The organism is Vibrio algicola, assembly GCF_009601765.2.
Classification (GTDB): Bacteria; Pseudomonadota; Gammaproteobacteria; order Enterobacterales; family Vibrionaceae; genus Vibrio; species Vibrio algicola.
In genome coordinates this window covers 1,889,265-1,906,446 of record NZ_CP045699.1, presented here as the reverse complement: position 1 = coordinate 1,906,446, position 17,182 = coordinate 1,889,265, and the positions used below count along the sequence as shown (strand labels likewise).

The following is a 17,182-nucleotide window of genomic DNA, read 5'->3' as shown; positions in this document are numbered from 1 at the left end:
CCTGATTTATCAGAACTAAAAACGGCTCCTATTGCAGGGGCCTTTATTCATTCTTAATGAGGGAAATTTTTCCGTCATTTTGTTTTTAAATCAGTAGTTATAGGTAATGGTAATAATGACATTCATTACCTATAACTACTCTGGTTATTTTAAGATTTGTTGAGGTATATATGATTCCTGTAGTGGCTTTGGTTGGACGCCCAAACGTTGGTAAATCAACGTTATTTAACCGTCTTACACGTACACGCGATGCACTGGTTGCTGACTTTCCAGGCCTAACCCGCGATCGTAAATACGGTCAAGCGAAATCCGGTGAGCATGAATTCATCGTGATCGATACTGGCGGTATTGATGGCACTGAAGATGGTGTTGAAACCAAAATGGCAGAGCAGTCATTAGCCGCAATTGAAGAGGCTGACGTGGTTTTGTTTATGGTTGATGGCCGTGCCGGATTAACCGTTTCAGATGAAGCAATTGCCCGTCACTTGCGTATGCGTGAGAAGCCAACCATGTTGGTAGTCAACAAAGTTGATGGTGTTGACGCCGACGCTGCTAGTGCGGAATTCTGGCAATTAGGTATGGATAAGATCTATCAAATTGCAGCAGCCCATGGTCGCGGCGTAATGAGCCTAATTGATAAAGCCTTAAAACCTTTCTCTGACCAATTAGCGGAAGAAGAAGCAAGACTGCAAGCCGAAATCGAAGACCTAACCGGTCAGGTTGACGCAGAAGACGAGCAATTAGAATACACAGAAGAAGAAGCGGAAGCCGAATTTAAACGTCTGCAAGATCAACCGATCAAACTGGCTATTATCGGTCGCCCAAATGTCGGTAAATCAACCCTGACTAATCGTATTTTAGGTGAAGAACGTGTTGTGGTTTACGATATGCCTGGCACCACGCGTGATTCGATTTATATCCCGATGAAACGTGATGAGCGTGAATACGTCTTAATTGATACTGCGGGTGTTCGTCGCCGTAAGCGTGTTAATGAAGTGGTCGAAAAATTCTCAGTGATAAAAACCTTGAAAGCAATTGAAGATGCTAACGTGGTATTGCTGATCATTGATGCGCGTGAAAGTATCTCGGATCAAGATCTAAGCTTATTAGGCTTTGCGCTGAATGCGGGTCGCTCGATTGTTATCGCGGTTAATAAGTGGGATGGACTGGACACTGACGTTAAAGAACACGTGAAGAAAGAACTCGATCGCCGTTTAGGTTTTGTTGATTTTGCACGAATTCACTTTATCTCAGCTTTGCATGGTACAGGTGTTGGTCACTTGTTTGAATCGGTGCAAGAAGCGTATAAATCGGCCACTACGCGTGTTGGTACTTCTGTTCTGACTCGTATTATGAAAATGGCACAAGACGATCACCAACCACCATTGGTACGTGGCCGTCGTGTTAAGATGAAATATGCGCATGCGGGTGGCTATAACCCACCAATTATTGTGGTGCATGGCAATCAGGTAAAAGAACTGCCAGATTCATACAAACGTTACTTAATGAACTATTTCCGTCGTTCATTAGAGATCATGGGTACCCCGATCCGGATCCAATTCCAAAGCAGTGAAAACCCATTTGAAGGTCATGTGAATAAAGCCAGTGTTACTGAAGCTCAAAAGCGTAAACGTATGGTTAGCTTGATTAAACGTGGTCGTAAGAAGCAATAATTACATAGTGTAATTGAATAAATAAAAACAAAAATACCACTCTTGCAGTGGTATTTTTTTGTCTATTGATCTGCATAGCTCAGATCGTAATATATCGGATCGGGTCGTTGATTAATGATTGAGTAGATTATTATGTCGATTTAAATTGAAATGCAGCATATGTAACTTATGCTTTCGGGTTGTGGTGATATAAATATTCTTAATGGGGTAGATCGCTGATCAAAATGGATAAAGCAGGAGATCATCAAAGATCATACTATATCACCCACGAACTATTAGTTTTGATTTTTTGCCATTTAAGTATATAGCTATATCAGAAAGTGAATGGTATTGGTATTGGTATAAGGGTAAAGTTAGCGCTAAAATATAGCAGTAACCCTCAGTACCGATTAAAAAGGAACTTATGTCTACCGATTGCCCTCAATGCCAGAGCCTAATGCAATGGCAAAAAAAAACTGACAAAAATCAGCCTGTTTATCAGTGTGATTATTGTCAGCTTAGCTTTATAAAACTCGCGATTTGTCCAACTTGTGACAGTGAGCTTACTTATTTAAATGCGTGCGGTTCAAGCAGCTTGTTTTGCCCGCAGTGTAACGAGCTTAAATCTAAATCAACGGCAATGACAAAACTCGCTCAACGTTGAAGCGAGTTTAGACGAGCATTGAATCTATTTCTCTATGTTGTTTTGTTTAACCGAAGGTAAGTATTGAATTTCAAAGTCTTGTTGTAGCATTGGGCGGTTCCAATAATAACCTTGCATATAATCACAACGCAGATGCTGCAGCTGCTCACATACGTCTTGATTTTCGACCCCTTCCGCCACAATAGTCAGATCGAGTAATTTACCTAAAGATAAAATACCTTTGACCAATTGATTTGAGCGTTCAGATTTATCTAAATTTAAGATAAAGCTCTTATCAATTTTTACCACATTAATAGGGAAATCATGTAAATGACTGAGTGATGGGAAACCAGTACCAAAATCATCCAACGCCATACGGATACCAGCCTCGGCTAATTTCTGACAATGTTTAAGTACTAAAGGCCCGTGGCCTAAAAATGCGGTTTCGGTAAACTCAAGTAAAATACAAGTAGGATTAACACAAAATGCTCGGATCTTTTTAATGATCTGATCTGAGAAGTCTTCTTGCGCTAATTGGTTGCTGGAAATATTAATACTGATATAGAAATTCTTGTTATCTTCTTCTTGCTGCCAGCGCTTTAAACTGCTTAATGCTTCATCTAATATCCAATCGCCAAGTTGCAAAATAGCACCTGATTTTTCCGACAGAGGGATAAACTCATCAGGAAAAACCATGCCTAATTTTTCATTCTTCCAACGAACTAATGCCTCACAACCAACTACTTGATTGTCGCTACCTGAGATAATTGGCTGGTAGTTAAGATAAAACTCATTATGTTCGAACGCATAAGCAAATTGCTGCGTGATTTCATAATGACGACGATGTTTTTTCTGTTGTTCAGGATTGAAAATATGGAAATGTTTACCTGACTTAGTACCTTGAGTACAAGCTACGGTTGCCATATCCAATACTTCAGCAAAGGAAAATTTATTTTTGTAAGATAGTGCACAGCCAATTCCGGTAGGCAGAATAATATTTTTATTATTCATCTGAATTGGTTCAGCAAAAACCTGTTGCACCGCGTTAGCAAGATCTTGTGCGGTTACTTCTAGTAATTCAGCTTGCTCAACATCATGCACCAAGATCATCTCAGAATTGCTGATGTAATAAAGCGCAGCACCTTCAGGTAGAATGCTCTTTACTTTGGAATAAAATACTTTGGTAAACCGTTGAGCATCAAATAAGCCAAGGTTATCGCGAATTTCATAAGCCTGAACATTACGAATAAATAAGATCAGTAGATTTTCGTGTGCTTTACTTGAATAGTATTCGTTAGCATTAAATTGAGTTGGCAAGTTGGTGAGCGAATGAAATTGGTCAAGCTCTTCGATTTCAAGTGACAGCTTGTCTTTTTCAAGGCTAATTTCTTCAAACTCATGCACTAAGCTTAATGAGATCTCAATCGATTTACGCAGCAGGTCGATTAAATCTTTTACTTTTTGGGCAAATTCTCTTTCATGATCGTCAAGAATACAAAAAGTACCAAAATTTTCGCCATTAGGCAGATTTAAAGGCACGCCGTAATAAGCCACCATGCCTAATTTGATATCTGGGTTGCTATCCCATTTTGCAGAGGTTAAAGCGTTATTGACTTCTAATGCTTGATTACTCTGTACTACGTTATAACAGTACAAGTCATCAGAGACTGCTTCTTTCGCCAACGTTATAAGGATTGTTATCCGTGGTTTGACTGCTGACTAACACTTCCATATTGGTGGTGTTATTGCGCATAATTAAGGCTGCGGATGCATGCGAAATTTCGGCAACTAAATCGACAATATCTTGCCATAGTGTTGGCCAGATACTGGTGGATTTATCCGAGAATAATTTATCTGATGCTGCATTTGATTTTCTAGTCATATTTATAATTTTATTCAGTTGTTGATCTCTTTGACTATCACTAAGATCCGATACAAATGGACTTTTATCTATTCAACTACAGAGTATACATCACCGTCAACGAATGAAATGACAATTCTTTGTCCATTTTTCAAACTAGAGGCCTGAGATACCACCTTATTTTTATCATCTTTTACAATACTATAACCCCTCTTTAACGTTGAAAGTGGGCTCATGGTCTCTAATTTCTCAGTTTTTAAAATAAATTGATAACGATGATTGGTTAACTGCTTCTCAATCGCTTTATTTAAGCGTAGTCGTTTTTGGGTTAATTGATCTTTTTGATGACTAAGTTTTCTCACCGGTGAGTTGCTATTTAATTGATGAGTTAGCTTTTCTACCTGATTATTTTTATTGCGTAAATAGTGATATATAGCACGCTGAAAACGTTGAGTTAAATCATCAAGTTGTTGCGCTTGGTGATTTAATTGGTAGCGAGGATGACGCTTATCTAATGCATGACTGAGTTGAACCACGCGGGATTTTTGTTGCGCTAAGTAATAACGACTGGCATTGATTAAACGTTGATAGTGATGATGCAAAGTTTGGTACTTATGACTGTTATCACGGCTAACCAGTTCGGCCGCCGCTGATGGCGTTGGCGCGCGCATGTCGGCCACAAAATCGGCAATGGTGACATCAATTTCATGTCCAACCGCGCTGACGATCGGGATCTGACTGGCGGCAATGGTGCGGGCCACGATCTCATGGTTAAAGCACCATAGATCTTCTAATGAGCCGCCGCCGCGACCGACGATCAAAATATCACATTCATTACGGCTATTAGCGCGGCCAATGGCTTGCGCGATTTTAAACGCTGCTTCGCTGCCTTGCACTACGGTAGGGTAGACAATCACCGGCAAGCTGGGATCACGACGTTTTAATACATCCAGAATGTCATATAAAGCCGCACCCGTTTTGGAGGTGATCACGCCTATGCGTTGTGGATTTTCAGGTAGCGGTTGCTTTAAGTGCTGCGCAAATAAACCTTCACCGGCTAAACGCATTTTCAACTGTTCAAATTCTTGTTGCAAGCGACCGTCGCCTTCTGGCTGCATGCTTTCAATAATTAATTGATAGTCACCGCGTGGCTCGTACAGTGACAATCTTGCCTTCACTAACACTTGATTGCCGTTGATTGGCTTAAACGTAACGCGGCGATTATTGCCTTTGAACATCGCACATTTGACTTGGGCGCGAGCGTCTTTTAATGAGAAATACCAATGGCCCGACACCGGCGCGGAAAAGTTGGATAGTTCCCCCACCAACCACACAATCCCCATCTCATTTTCAAGCAACATTCGCACTTCGGCATTTAAACGCGAAACAGTAAATATATTGGGGTTAGAGTTTGGGGGCATTGGCACAGTGAATCTCACTAATCTAACGAAAAAGAATGGGCTAAGTATAGCCGGATCTGAGTTTAAATTGTGAGTAGACTTCGCCTTGAAGTGAGAAAAATCTAGCGGTGTAACGCTATTACTATGATTTATCGATATTTGGTACGTCTTGATCAGGATTCATTAAATTATGATAAAAAACACATGAAAACGGCTAGTCAAACGATTGCGCGAGGCGTATAATCCCGCTGCAATATCAAATCTCAAATTCATTTTGTTATGCGAAACGACAAAATGCGTTTATCGCTAGTGGTTTTAGTGCTTTTTAGCTTAATTCCAACAGTGAGATTTATCCTTCTAACACTCTTATGTGAGATATTGCAATGTTACGAATCGCTAAAGAAGCTCTAACGTTTGACGACGTTTTATTAGTCCCAGCACACTCCACCGTTCTTCCTAATACAGCTGATCTTCGCACTCAGTTGACTAAAAAAATCACGCTTAATGTTCCGATGATTTCTGCCGCGATGGATACGGTGACAGAAGCTCGTCTGGCGATTGCGCTTGCCCAAGAAGGCGGAATTGGCTTTATTCATAAGAATATGTCAATTGAACAGCAAGCCGAAGAAGTTCGCTTAGTGAAGATTTACGAAGCGGGCGTGGTAAGCAACCCTGTGACTATTCGTCCAACCGCAACCATCCTTGATGTAAAAGCATTAACCGATAAGCATGGCTTTGCTGGCTTCCCTGTCGTGACTCAAAATAATGAATTGGTGGGTATTATTACCGGCCGTGATGTGCGCTTTGTAACCGATTTAAGCAAAACGGTTGAACAAGTGATGACACCAAAAGATCGCCTCGCTGCGGTTAAAGAAGGTGCTTCACCTGAAGATGTACAACAATTAATGCAAGAACGCCGTATTGAGAAAGTATTAGTCGTTAACGACGCTTTCCAACTTTCAGGCATGATCACCGCAAAAGATTTCCAAAAAGCGGAAAACAAACCCAATGCTTGTAAAGATGAGCAAGGTCGTTTGCGTGTTGGTGCTGCAGTTGGCGCAAGTGCTGGCAACGAAGAACGCGTAAAAGCGTTAGTCGAAGCGGGGGTTGATGTGCTACTTATCGATTCTTCTCACGGCCACTCTCAAGGCGTATTGGATCGTATTAAAGAAACTCGCGCACTTTTCCCAGATCTTCAAATCATTGGTGGCAACGTCGCAACAGCTGCGGGTGCTCGCGCATTGATTGATGCTGGCGTAGATGCAGTTAAAGTCGGTATCGGCCCTGGTTCAATTTGTACTACTCGCATCGTAACGGGTGTTGGGGTACCACAAATCACCGCTATTTCAGATGCAGCAGCAGCGGCAGCGGAATTTGGTGTTCCGGTTATCGCCGATGGCGGTATTCGTTTTTCTGGCGATATCTGTAAAGCCATTGCCGCTGGCGCATCTTGTGTGATGGTTGGCTCTATGTTTGCGGGTACAGAAGAAGCACCAGGCGAAATCATTTTATACCAAGGTCGTTCATACAAATCGTACCGTGGTATGGGATCACTTGGCGCGATGTCACAAGGCTCATCGGATCGTTACTTCCAATCTGATAACGCTGCCGACAAACTCGTGCCTGAAGGTATTGAAGGCCGTACCGCTTATAAAGGTCGCCTAAAAGAAATTATCCATCAGCAGATGGGCGGTTTACGTTCAAGCATGGGCTTAACGGGTAGCGCGACGATTGAAGAAATGCGCACTAAAGCGGAGTTTGTTCGAATCTCTGGCGCGGGCATGCAAGAGTCGCATGTGCATGATGTACAGATCACAAAAGAAGCACCGAATTACCGTCTAGGTTAATTTGGGTTTCTGAGCAGAACGCCCAGTTTTAGCGGTAAAGGTGCTGATTGACTATCGTCATTTGTATTGGTTAATAAGATTTAGCACCTTTACCTTAACTGGAACTTTCTGCTTTGAAATATGAAGTTGCGCTACATAAAATTTTAAATGATGAGTGTTTGAGTCACTTGATGATAAGCACCCATTAATTTCACTTTAATTAGATTTTAGAGAAAAAGAATGACAACCAATATTCATGCTGAACGCATTTTAATTTTAGATTTTGGCTCACAATACACGCAACTGATTGCTCGCCGTATTCGTGAGATCGGTGTTTATTGTGAACTGTGGAGTTGGGATGTTGAAGAATCGGATATCCGTGAATTCAATCCAGATGGCATCATTCTTTCTGGTGGTCCTGAGAGTGTGACGCTTGAGAATTCTCCTCGCGCACCGGAATATGTATTTAACGCTGGTGTGCCAGTATTTGGTATTTGTTACGGCATGCAAACCATGTCTGAGCAACTTGGTGGTAAAGTTGCCGGCTCTAACGAGCGTGAGTTTGGTTACGCACAAGTTAAGATGATGGAAGACTGCGCCTTGTTCGCTAACATCGAAGATGCCATTGCCGAAGATGGTAAGCCTCTGTTAGATGTCTGGATGAGCCACGGTGATAAAGTGGTCGAGATCCCAAGTGATTTCACCAAAGTTGCTCAAACCGATACTTGCCCATACGCGGCGATGGCTAATGATGAGAAACGTTTCTACGGCGTGCAATTTCACCCAGAAGTGACGCATACTCGTCAAGGCTTACGCATGCTTGAGAACTTTGTACTTAACATTTGTGGTTGTAGCAAACTGTGGACACCATCTTCTATCATTGAAGATTCCATCGCGCGCTTAAAAGATCAAATTGGTGATGATGAAGTGATCCTTGGCCTATCTGGCGGAGTAGATTCTTCGGTGGTCGCTATGCTGCTGCATCGCGCTATTGGCGACAAATTAACCTGCGTATTCGTTGATAACGGTTTATTGCGTTTAAACGAAGCAGAGCAAGTAATGGATATGTTTGGCGATCACTTTGGTCTTAATATCATCCATGTTGACGCTGAAAACCGTTTCCTAGATGCACTAGGTGGCGAAGCAGAACCGGAAGCAAAACGTAAAATTATTGGTCATGTCTTTGTTGATATCTTTGATGAAGAATCGAAGAAACTGAAAAATGCCAAATGGTTAGCACAAGGTACCATTTACCCAGATGTGATCGAATCGGCCGCATCGAAAACCGGTAAAGCGCATGTGATCAAATCTCACCATAACGTCGGCGGTTTGCCAGACGATATGGAAATGGGCTTGGTTGAACCGCTACGTGAATTGTTTAAAGATGAAGTGCGTAAGATTGGCTTAGAGTTAGGTTTGCCTTATAACATGCTTTACCGTCACCCATTCCCTGGGCCTGGTCTTGGTGTACGCGTACTAGGTGAAGTGAAAAAAGAATACTGTGACTTACTGCGTCGCGCCGATGCTATCTTCATTGAAGAGCTTCATGCTGCCGATCTTTACAACAAAGTCTCGCAAGCCTTTACGGTATTCCTACCAGTACGTTCAGTTGGCGTAATGGGCGATGGCCGTAAATACGATTGGGTTGTGTCGCTACGCGCAGTAGAAACCATCGACTTTATGACCGCACATTGGGCGCACCTGCCTTATGACTTCCTAGGTAAAGTATCAAACCGTATCATCAATGAAATCGACGGTATTTCGCGTGTGGTTTACGACATCTCAGGTAAGCCACCAGCTACGATTGAGTGGGAATAAGTTTAATATAATCGGCCTGTAAAGCCTCAATAATGAAATGATAAGAGCTACTGATATTGTTCAGTGGCTCTTTGTTTTATCTGAAACGATTCAAACCCTCCAATGTAATACTCTGTTACTTCAAACACCTTCTCAGTATCCATAAAAAGAATATGATATTGGCTTATTTTGCTCTAAATCAATAATGAGATATTTTCTATTTAAGGGTGACACCATTGCAGCAGGTTACAACATTTCGCCATTTAAAAAATGCGTTCAAGCGAATAGATCAGAGTAAGACGTTTCAAATTTTCGTAATTGCCGTGATTCTAATTTCCGCGCTAACAGTTGGCGCACATACTTATGAATTACGTCCCTCGATAAATTCCGCTCTCAATATCATGGACACTGCGATTACGATTTTCTTCTTAGTTGAGTTGATTATCCGCTATTTCGCCAGCGATGGTATTCGTGCTTTCTTTAAAAAAGGTTGGAACGTTTTTGATCTGGTGATTGTGTTGGGGAGCTTATACCCTGCGGCAGGCTCAACCATGTTTGTGGCGCGTTTATTACGAATTTTCCGAGTACTGCGTTTGGTATCAATGGTGCCGGAATTACGGGTGCTGGTGAATGCGTTAATCAAAGCGATCCCGCAAATGGGCTATATTGGTTTACTGATGTTCGTGATCTTCTATATTTACGCCGCCATTGGCAGCATGTTGTTTGGGGATATTAACCCAACATTGTGGAGTGATGTATCAATCTCGATGCTAACGCTATTTCGAGTGGCCACTTTTGAAGATTGGACCGATGTGATGTATGAAACTATGGAAGTGTATTCATTAAGTTGGATTTACTACCTAACTTTTATTTTCTTAACCGCCTTTATCTTCTTAAATATGATGGTCGGTACCATTTTAGAGGTGATGTCAGAAGAGCATAAACTGTTGCGAGAAGAGCAAAATCCCGATGCCGATACCTTCGCAACATCGAGTGAGATCCAAGCTTTGCATCAAAAGATTGATCAACTACAAAGCTCGTTAAGTGAGATGAATAAAAATCGTCATTAAGCTAAATGTTGATCTAAATAGTCGAGCAATAAGCGTACTTTAGTTGAAACGTGGCGGTTGTGTGGGTATATAGCCCATACACCGTCATCTTTGGGTTGGTGCTGCTCCAGTAATGATATTAGCTGCCCTGATTGCAGATAACTTTCCACGTAGTAATCAGGTAATTGCACAATCCCAATCCCTTTCAATGCCGCATCTAACAAACCATAACCATTATTGCATTTCAAACTACCAGTTACCGTTAATTTACGGGAATGAAAACGCCAGTAATCTAATGTGCCTAATAAACAATTATGCTGTTTGAGTTCGATTAAGTTGGTTGGACTGCCATGCTTGCGGATATAACTGGGTGCGGCGCATAAGTATTGGGTTCGTTGTCTTAGCTTTTTCGCCATCATGCTGGAATCTTCTAATGCGCCCAATCGAATCGCCATATCGACTTTCTCTTCAGTTAAATCAACCATTTGATTGGTCAGCCATAATTCAAGAGAGAGTTCGGGATACCGTAAACAGAAATCATTAATCAAGGGCGCGACATGACTTTCGCCGTAAGCAATAGGCACTGATATTTTCAATTGTCCTTGCGGAGTATGGTGCAAATTGGTGACGGCGCGTTCTGCTTCTGCAAGATCATCTAAGATCACTCGACAATGCTGGAAGTACTCTTTACCAATGTCGGTGAGATTCACTTGGCGGGTGGTACGATACAACAGTTGCGTACCTAACCGAGTTTCTAATTGATTGATCTGACGACTTACTTGAGCGGTCGAAATCGCTAACTGTTTTGCTGCCAGAGTAAAGCTGCCGGTTTCGGCGACTGCAACGAATTCACACACACCTTGCCAGTTCATGGTTATCACCTATTTGTATTAATACTTGGTTTATTATGATGATTATTACCGATATGTAAAAGTGTTTTACCTAATGACGGGATTATCATTCGCCAAGATTGAACTATACTGATCTCAAATTAGAACAAGGGTGAACGTTCTTCACTCCTCATTAGTTTTTTGCATTAAAGGAAATATCATGACTGCACAAGTAATTAAATCACGCGCTGCGGTTGCGTGGAAAGCGGGCGAGCCATTGAAGATGGAAACGGTAGATGTCATGCCGCCGCAAGCGGGTGAAGTACGAGTTAAAATTATCGCTACCGGTGTCTGTCATACCGATGCATTTACATTATCTGGTGATGATCCTGAAGGGGTATTTCCTGCCATTCTTGGTCATGAAGGTGGCGGTATTGTGGAATCGATCGGTGAGGGCGTGACTTCGGTTCAAGTGGGCGATCATGTGATCCCACTGTACACCGCAGAATGTGGCGTGTGCAAATTTTGTACCTCGGGTAAAACCAACCTTTGTTCATCAGTGCGTGAAACTCAAGGGAAAGGCTTAATGCCAGATGGCACCACGCGTTTCTCGATTAATGGTGAGCCGATTTACCATTACATGGGTACCTCGACGTTTTCTGAATATACGGTACTTCCTGAAGTATCATTAGCTAAAATTAACCCAGCTGCGGATTTAAAAGAAGTCTGTCTATTAGGTTGTGGCGTTACGACGGGTATGGGCGCTGTCACTAATACCGCTAACGTTCAACCGGGCGATACTGTGGCGATCTTTGGCCTTGGCGGGATTGGGTTATCGGCAGTGATTGGCTCTGCGATGGCAAAAGCTGGGCGTATTATTGCGATTGATATTAATGAATCAAAATTTGAACTGGCGAAACAACTTGGTGCCACCGACTGCATTAACCCGAAGGATTTCGATAAACCGATCCAAGAAGTGATTGTGGAAATGACGGACGGTGGGGTGGAATACTCATTTGAATGTGTCGGTAATGTTCACTTAATGCGCAGCGCACTTGAGTGTTGTCATAAAGGTTGGGGTGAGTCGATCATCATTGGCGTTGCGGGCGCAGGGCAAGAGATCTCAACCCGTCCATTCCAGCTCGTGACCGGGCGAGTTTGGAAAGGCTCAGCATTTGGTGGCGTAAAAGGTCGCTCTCAGTTGCCAGATTATGTCGAGCGTTACATGCAAGGTGAATTCAAACTTAATGATTTCATTACCCATACCATGGGCTTGGAAGAGATCAATACGGCGTTTGATTTGATGCATGAAGGTAAGAGTATTCGAACCGTCATCCACTATTAATGGTTGGAGTTGTTATGGAATCACTCAGTTCAAATAAATCTTTTGGTGGGGTGCAGCAGCAATGTGAGCACCAATCAAAAGTGCTCCATTGTGCGATGCGTTTTTCGGTGTTTTTGCCACCTCAAGCGACAGACGATAATCCTGTTCCTGTTTTATATTGGTTATCAGGCTTAACCTGCAGCGATGAAAACTTCGTGCAAAAAGCGGGGGCGCAACGTATGGCGGCAGAGTTAGGTATTGCGATTGTGACGCCAGATACCAGCCCGCGTGGGGTTGATGTTAACGGCGATACCATTGCCGATGATGAAGCTTACGATTTAGGCCAAGGGGCGGGATTTTATCTTAATGCCACCCAAGCGCCGTGGGATAAGCATTATCAGATGTACGATTATATTGCCTACGAATTACCTGCTTTGATTGAGGCCAATTTTCCGGTTTCGGATAAACGTTCGATTTCGGGCCACTCAATGGGCGGGCATGGTGCACTGACGATTGGTTTGCGTAATGCGCCAAGGTTTAAATCGATTTCAGCGTTTAGTCCGATAGTTAGCCCGCTTAATTGTCCGTGGGGTCATAAAGCGTTAGCGGCTTATTTGGGCGATGACCAAGCATTGTGGGTTAAATATGATGCGGTTGAACTGATGAAAAAAATCAAAGGTGATACCGCGCATTTACCGCCAATTAAAGTATCGCAAGGGCTGGCAGATAATTTCCTTGAGCAGCAACTAAAGCCGCACTTATTGGAAAATGCCGCCAATCAAGTCAATTATCCATTTGAGATCAAGGTGCACTCTGGCTACGACCACAGTTACTTTTTTATCTCGAGTTTTATTGATGAGCATTTGATATTTCATGCGCAGCATTTATTAAAATAAACCATTGCAAGAAAATAACGGTTCTATTCATATTGCCGATGGAAAAAAGTGTCAAAGAACATGGATGTTCTTTTCCAAGTGCCCACGGATGGTTTAAACGTCTTTTCGGAATGGCGATATTGATTAGAACCTTAATGGGATAGATCTAACTTAATCCTTAGCAAAGTACTACAATCCGTTACTAATAGATTACCAAAAAGAATGTATTTTAGAACATGACGTTAACATTTCGCGTCATCTTTATTGCTCTAGATTAACTTTATATCGTATTAATTGATTATTTAACTCTGTGTTATTTTTGTTGTGAATTACTCGGCTGGCGGTATTTGTTGTGGTTATTGTTTTGAGTTGAAAAGTTTAATCAAAACCTGTGTTTATCGATAAAACAAGTTAATGTTATGATAAACAAAAGCATCAATGCCAAGGAATGTCGTGACTAGCCAAGCATCGGAACAAAATACTGTTATAGAATTTAATCAAGTGAATAAATACTATGGTGATTTTCAGGCATTAACGGATATCAATCTGCAAGTCAGTAAAGGTGAAAAACTGGTGATTTGTGGTCCTTCAGGTTCTGGGAAGTCAACCTTGATCCGCTGTATTAACAGCTTGGAAACCATTCAATCTGGTGCGCTATCGGTATTTGGTCAAACCGTTACGCCTAGCCAACAATGGCAGGGGCGAATTGGCATGGTGTTTCAGCATTTTCATCTGTTTCCTCATCTCACTATTATTGAAAATTTGACGTTATCACCAATTAAAACCCTTAAGTTATCGAAAGCGAAAGCTGTAGAACGGGCGATGCATTATTTAGATCGAGTTAATATTGCCGAGCAAGCCTCTAAATACCCCGCGCAACTTTCGGGTGGTCAACAACAACGAGTCGCCATTGCTCGCTCGCTGTGTATGCAGCCGGAGATATTGCTATTTGATGAACCGACTTCGGCGCTTGACCCTGAAATGATCAGCGAAGTGTTGGATGTGATGTCACAATTGGCCGAAGAAGGCATGACCATGGTGTGCGTGACGCATGAAATGGGGTTTGCTAAAAAAGTCGCCGACCGAGTGGTATTTATGGATCAAGGTGAAATCGTTGAGATTGCTGCGCCGAGCGAATTTTTTGCCGCGCCCAAGCATCAACGTACCCAGAATTTCCTCAATCAGATTTTGAGTTATTAACATGTCATTGATGCTTAAAATGGCTAAGCCTTTATTGTCGGCAGTATTGCAGATCGCGGTTTTGCTGATGGGGCTGAGCTGGATTTTGCATACTGGCGCGCAAGCGATGAATTATCAGTGGCAATGGCAACGGGTACCAGATTACTTGTTCTTTTTCGAAGATGGTCGTTGGTATAGTGCTGAGCTTATTGATGGCTTATTGGTGACATTAAAACTCACGCTTATCAGTGGGATTGCGACCTTAATCTTGGCTTTATGTACCGCGTTATTGCGCTTGTCTGATTCCAAAGTCGGGCGATTTTTGTCTTTTATTTACATCGAAGTGATCCGTAATACGCCATTATTAGTACAAATTTACTTACTCTACTTTGTGTTTGGACCGTATTTAGGGATTGATCGATTCAGCACGGCAGTCTTGGCGTTAGCGTTATTTCAAGGCGCTTACACTGCCGAGGTGATCCGCTCAGGGTTACTTGCGGTCGATAAGGGGCAATTTGAAGCCTGTCGAACCTTAGGCTTGTCTCGTGTTAATGCGTATCGCTATATCATTTTGCCGCAAGTGATCAAAAAAACCTTACCGTCATTAACCAACGAAGCGATTTCTTTAGTTAAAAATACGTCTATTGTTAGTGTGATGGCGATTTTTGATCTTACTACTGAAGGGCGTAATATCGTCTCAGATACCGCCATGCCATTTGAAATTTGGTTTACCGTGGCGGCAATTTATTTATTGATTACTTTAAGCTTGTCTGGATTAGCAGCATGGCTAGAACAACGAACCCGAAAAGGGCATTAGGAGCAACAATGAAACGTTTATGGATAATCTGTTTAACAACGCTATTGGGATTAGGTTTGGGGGGCGCGCAAAGTGCGTGGGCAAGTGATACACCAAACTTAGATAAAATTAATCAACGTGGCACTTTAAAAGTAGGATTAAGTACTTTTGTTCCGTGGGCTATGCGTGATGATCAAGGCGAGCTGGTGGGGTTTGAAGTCGATGTTGCTAAGCGTCTTGCGCAAGATTCAGGCTGGAAAGTCGAATTTATTCCTACTTCTTGGGATGGCATTATTCCATCACTAATGGCGGGTAAATACGATGTGGTGATTGGTGGATTAACCATTACCGATGAGCGTTCAAAAAGCGTGTTATTTAGCGTGCCTTATTCTCACTCTGGGATTCAAATTGCTGCCAACCTTGATACCACCAAAGGTTTTAGCAAACAGGACTTCAACTCTCGCAAGATCAAGTTCGCCGCTCGTCGTGGCGCTTTAGGTATCACTATTTTACGTGAAAACTTCCCGAAAGCGAAAATCCTTCAATTTGATGACGAAGCACAAGCCTTCCAAGAAGTGTTAAATGGTAATGCCGATGCGGTGATTGCCTCAACCCCAAAACCAGAATTTGAAGCGTTAAAATACCCGAAAAAACTGTATATTCCGCTGCAAGAGCGTTTATATACTGGTAATGAAGGATTTGCGGTTCGTTTAGGGGAGCAAGATAAAAAAGCCTTTTTTGATAAATGGATTGATGCTCGCACACAAGACGGTTGGTTAGAGCAACGTTATAATTACTGGTTTAAGAGTGTTGACTGGCAAAAGCAAGTCTCGAATACCAACCAATAATGAAAATTAGTTCAGTAACGAAAATAGGTAAATTAAACCGCTTAGATATCTTTTTATTGATGCTAAGCGGTGGCTTTATTTTATGGCTATGCCTGAAAGACAGTGGTTCGTTGTCGTATCATTGGCACTGGCATAAAGCGCTTAATTTATTGTTTACCCCGAAATCGGATGGCAGTGTGTCGTATTTTATCCAAGGGATATTTGCCACGCTGCGTTTGACCTTTTGGGGGGCATTATTAGCATTAGTGTTTGGGGTATTGCTAGGCTTGGGGCGTCGTTCGTCTTATTTCATTATTCGGATGCTAGCAAATTGCTACGTCCAATTGGTGCGTAATATACCGCCGTTGGTGTTTATCTTTATTTTCTATTTTTTTATAGCCAACCAACTGGTGCCATTGCTGGGGCTGGAAGGAATATTGCGCGAACATAGTGGCGAGATCAATGGCTTGCAGCGGTGGTTGTTTGGTGATGCCAATTTATGGGAAAACCTCGCCTCTGGGGTGTTATGTATTGGCATGATCTCAGCGGCTTATATTGGTGAGGTGGTGCGTTCTGGTTTAGATAATATCGATCAAGGTCAGCATGAAGCCGCCAAAACATTAGGCTTATCTACTTGGCATCGTTACCGTTATATAATTGCGCCACAAGTATTAAAAGCGATTGTGCCACCACTGGCAGGGCAACTTATCTCGCTGGTGAAAGACTCTTCTATTATCTCTCTGATCTCGATTCAAGAAATGACGTTTGTCGGCACTGAAATTGCCAATTCAAGCGGTATGATCTTTGAAGTTTGGATCATGGTAGCGCTGTGTTACTTCATTTTATGTTTTAGCCTATCACAAGCTTTTGCATGGTTAGAGCGAGCGCAAAGGCAAATCTAAAATAGCCATAACCTCAAAGCAATATCCACTTAGCGATTTTTTTGTAACGTGACTTGGGTTACATTTACATTAATCACTACAGTCCAGATCGATTAGACCAGAATATATTCACGCTAACTTATAGCAACTCCATAAATTTAATGATCGTTCAAAATTGCGTACAGAGAAAAGTGTCAAAGGACATGGATGGCCTTTTCTCAAGCGCTCAAGGACGGATCAGC

The 17,182-nt window shown here is 42.2% G+C and carries 15 protein-coding genes; 11 read left to right on the top strand and 4 right to left on the bottom strand.

What is annotated here, in order from left to right:
• Positions 1–170: 170 nt before the first annotated feature.
• The gene (gene der / locus GFB47_RS08705; protein ID WP_153447632.1) at positions 171–1,673 is read left to right on the top strand and encodes a ribosome biogenesis GTPase Der; all 1,503 of its coding nucleotides are present in this window, start codon (positions 171–173) and stop codon (positions 1,671–1,673) included.
• 403 nt (positions 1,674–2,076) lie between these two features.
• A complete protein-coding gene (locus tag GFB47_RS08700) occupies positions 2,077–2,316 on the top strand; it encodes a YfgJ family double zinc ribbon protein (RefSeq protein ID WP_153447631.1) in 240 nt (79 codons plus the stop codon).
• A 24-nt stretch (positions 2,317–2,340) separates the two neighbouring features.
• On the opposite strand, the gene GFB47_RS08695 is transcribed toward GFB47_RS08700, so the two are convergent.
• From GFB47_RS08695 to xseA, 3 genes are all read right to left on the bottom strand, one after another.
• The gene (locus GFB47_RS08695; protein WP_153447630.1) at positions 2,341–3,978 is read right to left on the bottom strand and encodes a sensor domain-containing phosphodiesterase; all 1,638 of its coding nucleotides are present in this window, start codon (positions 3,976–3,978) and stop codon (positions 2,341–2,343) included.
• Positions 3,956–4,177, bottom strand: coding sequence for a hypothetical protein (locus tag GFB47_RS08690; RefSeq protein WP_153447629.1), 222 nt, complete (start codon positions 4,175–4,177; stop codon positions 3,956–3,958). Before GFB47_RS08690 ends, GFB47_RS08695 begins: the two co-directional genes overlap by 23 nt.
• Positions 4,178–4,245: 68 nt before the next feature.
• Positions 4,246–5,577, bottom strand: a complete 1,332-nt coding sequence (xseA, locus tag GFB47_RS08685; RefSeq protein WP_153448198.1) for an exodeoxyribonuclease VII large subunit — start codon at positions 5,575–5,577, stop codon at positions 4,246–4,248.
• A gap of 362 nt (positions 5,578–5,939) precedes the next feature.
• On the opposite strand from xseA, the gene guaB reads away from it, so the two are divergent.
• The 3 genes from guaB to GFB47_RS08670 all read left to right on the top strand — a co-directional run bounded on the left by guaB (position 5,940) and on the right by GFB47_RS08670 (position 10,249).
• Positions 5,940–7,403 carry an IMP dehydrogenase gene (guaB, locus tag GFB47_RS08680; protein WP_153447628.1) on the top strand — a complete coding sequence of 488 codons (1,464 nt, stop codon included), beginning with the start codon at positions 5,940–5,942 and terminating at the stop codon, positions 7,401–7,403.
• 219 nt (positions 7,404–7,622) lie between these two features.
• On the top strand, positions 7,623–9,200 hold the full coding sequence (gene guaA / locus GFB47_RS08675) for a glutamine-hydrolyzing GMP synthase (RefSeq protein WP_153447627.1): 1,578 nt from the start codon (positions 7,623–7,625) through the stop codon (positions 9,198–9,200).
• Between the two features lie 206 nt (positions 9,201–9,406).
• The gene (locus GFB47_RS08670) at positions 9,407–10,249 is read left to right on the top strand and encodes an ion transporter (RefSeq protein ID WP_225874260.1); all 843 of its coding nucleotides are present in this window, start codon (positions 9,407–9,409) and stop codon (positions 10,247–10,249) included.
• Here GFB47_RS08670 and GFB47_RS08665 read toward each other — a convergent pair.
• Positions 10,246–11,100, bottom strand: a complete 855-nt coding sequence (locus tag GFB47_RS08665; RefSeq protein WP_153447625.1) for a LysR substrate-binding domain-containing protein — start codon at positions 11,098–11,100, stop codon at positions 10,246–10,248. The two genes, GFB47_RS08670 and GFB47_RS08665, sit on opposite strands and share 4 nt — an antisense overlap.
• Before the next feature lie 178 nt (positions 11,101–11,278).
• Between GFB47_RS08665 and GFB47_RS08660 the strand changes: the two genes are divergently transcribed.
• From GFB47_RS08660 to GFB47_RS08635, 6 genes are all read left to right on the top strand, one after another.
• Positions 11,279–12,403, top strand: a complete 1,125-nt coding sequence (locus GFB47_RS08660) for an S-(hydroxymethyl)glutathione dehydrogenase/class III alcohol dehydrogenase (RefSeq protein ID WP_153447624.1) — start codon at positions 11,279–11,281, stop codon at positions 12,401–12,403.
• Between the two features lie 14 nt (positions 12,404–12,417).
• Positions 12,418–13,278 (top strand): S-formylglutathione hydrolase, encoded by an 861-nt coding sequence (fghA, locus tag GFB47_RS08655; protein ID WP_153447623.1) that lies wholly within the window; start codon positions 12,418–12,420, stop codon positions 13,276–13,278.
• A 432-nt stretch (positions 13,279–13,710) separates the two neighbouring features.
• Positions 13,711–14,457 carry an amino acid ABC transporter ATP-binding protein gene (locus GFB47_RS08650; RefSeq protein WP_153447622.1) on the top strand — a complete coding sequence of 249 codons (747 nt, stop codon included), beginning with the start codon at positions 13,711–13,713 and terminating at the stop codon, positions 14,455–14,457.
• 7 nt (positions 14,458–14,464) lie between these two features.
• Positions 14,465–15,253, top strand: coding sequence for an amino acid ABC transporter permease (locus GFB47_RS08645; protein WP_407701702.1), 789 nt, complete (start codon positions 14,465–14,467; stop codon positions 15,251–15,253).
• Between the two features lie 8 nt (positions 15,254–15,261).
• Complete coding sequence (locus tag GFB47_RS08640) at positions 15,262–16,080, top strand: transporter substrate-binding domain-containing protein (RefSeq protein ID WP_153447620.1); 819 nt, start codon at positions 15,262–15,264, stop codon at positions 16,078–16,080.
• Positions 16,080–16,961 carry an amino acid ABC transporter permease gene (locus GFB47_RS08635; protein WP_153447619.1) on the top strand — a complete coding sequence of 294 codons (882 nt, stop codon included), beginning with the start codon at positions 16,080–16,082 and terminating at the stop codon, positions 16,959–16,961. The genes GFB47_RS08640 and GFB47_RS08635 overlap by 1 nt, the downstream gene beginning before the upstream one ends.
• The last annotated feature ends 221 nt before the right edge of the window (positions 16,962–17,182 follow it).

Coding starts and splice junctions, on each gene's coding strand:
- GFB47_RS08700 (WP_153447631.1), top strand. CDS start 2,077: ATGTCTACCGATTGCCCTCAATGCCAGAGCCTAATGCAATGGCAAAAA.
- GFB47_RS08640 (WP_153447620.1), top strand. CDS start 15,262: ATGAAACGTTTATGGATAATCTGTTTAACAACGCTATTGGGATTAGGT.
- guaB (WP_153447628.1), top strand. CDS start 5,940: ATGTTACGAATCGCTAAAGAAGCTCTAACGTTTGACGACGTTTTATTA.
- GFB47_RS08660 (WP_153447624.1), top strand. CDS start 11,279: ATGACTGCACAAGTAATTAAATCACGCGCTGCGGTTGCGTGGAAAGCG.
- xseA (WP_153448198.1), bottom strand. CDS start 5,577: ATGCCCCCAAACTCTAACCCCAATATATTTACTGTTTCGCGTTTAAAT.
- der (WP_153447632.1), top strand. CDS start 171: ATGATTCCTGTAGTGGCTTTGGTTGGACGCCCAAACGTTGGTAAATCA.
- GFB47_RS08690 (WP_153447629.1), bottom strand. CDS start 4,177: ATGACTAGAAAATCAAATGCAGCATCAGATAAATTATTCTCGGATAAA.
- GFB47_RS08665 (WP_153447625.1), bottom strand. CDS start 11,100: ATGAACTGGCAAGGTGTGTGTGAATTCGTTGCAGTCGCCGAAACCGGC.
- fghA (WP_153447623.1), top strand. CDS start 12,418: ATGGAATCACTCAGTTCAAATAAATCTTTTGGTGGGGTGCAGCAGCAA.
- GFB47_RS08635 (WP_153447619.1), top strand. CDS start 16,080: ATGAAAATTAGTTCAGTAACGAAAATAGGTAAATTAAACCGCTTAGAT.
- guaA (WP_153447627.1), top strand. CDS start 7,623: ATGACAACCAATATTCATGCTGAACGCATTTTAATTTTAGATTTTGGC.